Source organism: Aeromonas sp. S41-2, from assembly GCF_027705845.1.
Lineage (GTDB): Bacteria > Pseudomonadota > Gammaproteobacteria > Enterobacterales > Aeromonadaceae > Aeromonas > Aeromonas hydrophila.
This window is the reverse complement of the sequence record NZ_JAPDCG010000029.1, coordinates 1-791: the sequence shown is the minus strand read 5'-3', so window position 1 is coordinate 791 and position 791 is coordinate 1. Positions and strand designations below refer to the sequence as shown.

The following is a 791-nucleotide window of genomic DNA, read 5'->3' as shown; positions in this document are numbered from 1 at the left end:
CCGCTACTGAGGGAATCTCGGTTGATTTCTTTTCCTCGGGGTACTTAGATGTTTCAGTTCTCCCGGTTCGCCTCGCTGCGCTATGTATTCACGCAGCGATACCTAGCTTATGCTAAGTGGGTTTCCCCATTCGGAAATCCGTGAGTCGTAATGTCTCTTACCGACTGCTCACGGCTTATCGCAGGTTAGTACGTCCTTCATCGCCTCTGACTGCCAAGGCATCCACCATGTACGCTTAGTCACTTAACCATACAACCCCAAGAAGTGTCGGTGAAACCGGCACAGCTTGTTGTCGTACAACAAGGACCAAATAAAATTTGGTTTTCGCCAAGAAGTTTCCAAAGCACTTGTAACAAATGTTTGAGAACTACTTTTTAAATCAGCTTTCCAGATTGTTAAAGAGCATGTTTGCAACAGCACAAGGCTGAAGAAAACAGAGTTAAGAATCAGTTCTTAACTCTGCATTCTTAAGATGCGAAGAGAAGTGGCGTCCCCTAGGGGATTCGAACCCCTGTTACCGCCGTGAAAGGGCGGTGTCCTAGGCCTCTAGACGAAGGGGACCCGGATTTGTCTTTGCGCTTGCGCGCAGGTGATTGGGTAACGACTCGCGCCATTATTCACATCCCAACACCCAACAAAAGGGCTTCTCTCGTTTGGCTTTCACCAAACAAGCACTGACACGCCAAGGCGCATCAGGTCTTTGCTCTAACTACTTTGAATCAAGGCAATCTGTGTGAACACTCAACAACTTCGTCATCTTAAGGTAAGGAGGTGATCCAACCCCAGGTTCC

At 48.0% G+C, this 791-nt stretch carries 1 tRNA gene and 1 rRNA gene; both read right to left on the bottom strand.

Annotated features, from left to right (window positions below):
* A 23S ribosomal RNA gene (locus tag OKC44_RS22100) occupies positions 1 to 249 on the bottom strand; the annotation flags it as partial.
* A gap of 236 nt (positions 250 to 485) precedes the next feature.
* Positions 486 to 561: transfer RNA gene (locus OKC44_RS22095), tRNA-Glu, on the bottom strand.
* Positions 562 to 791 lie beyond the last annotated feature (230 nt).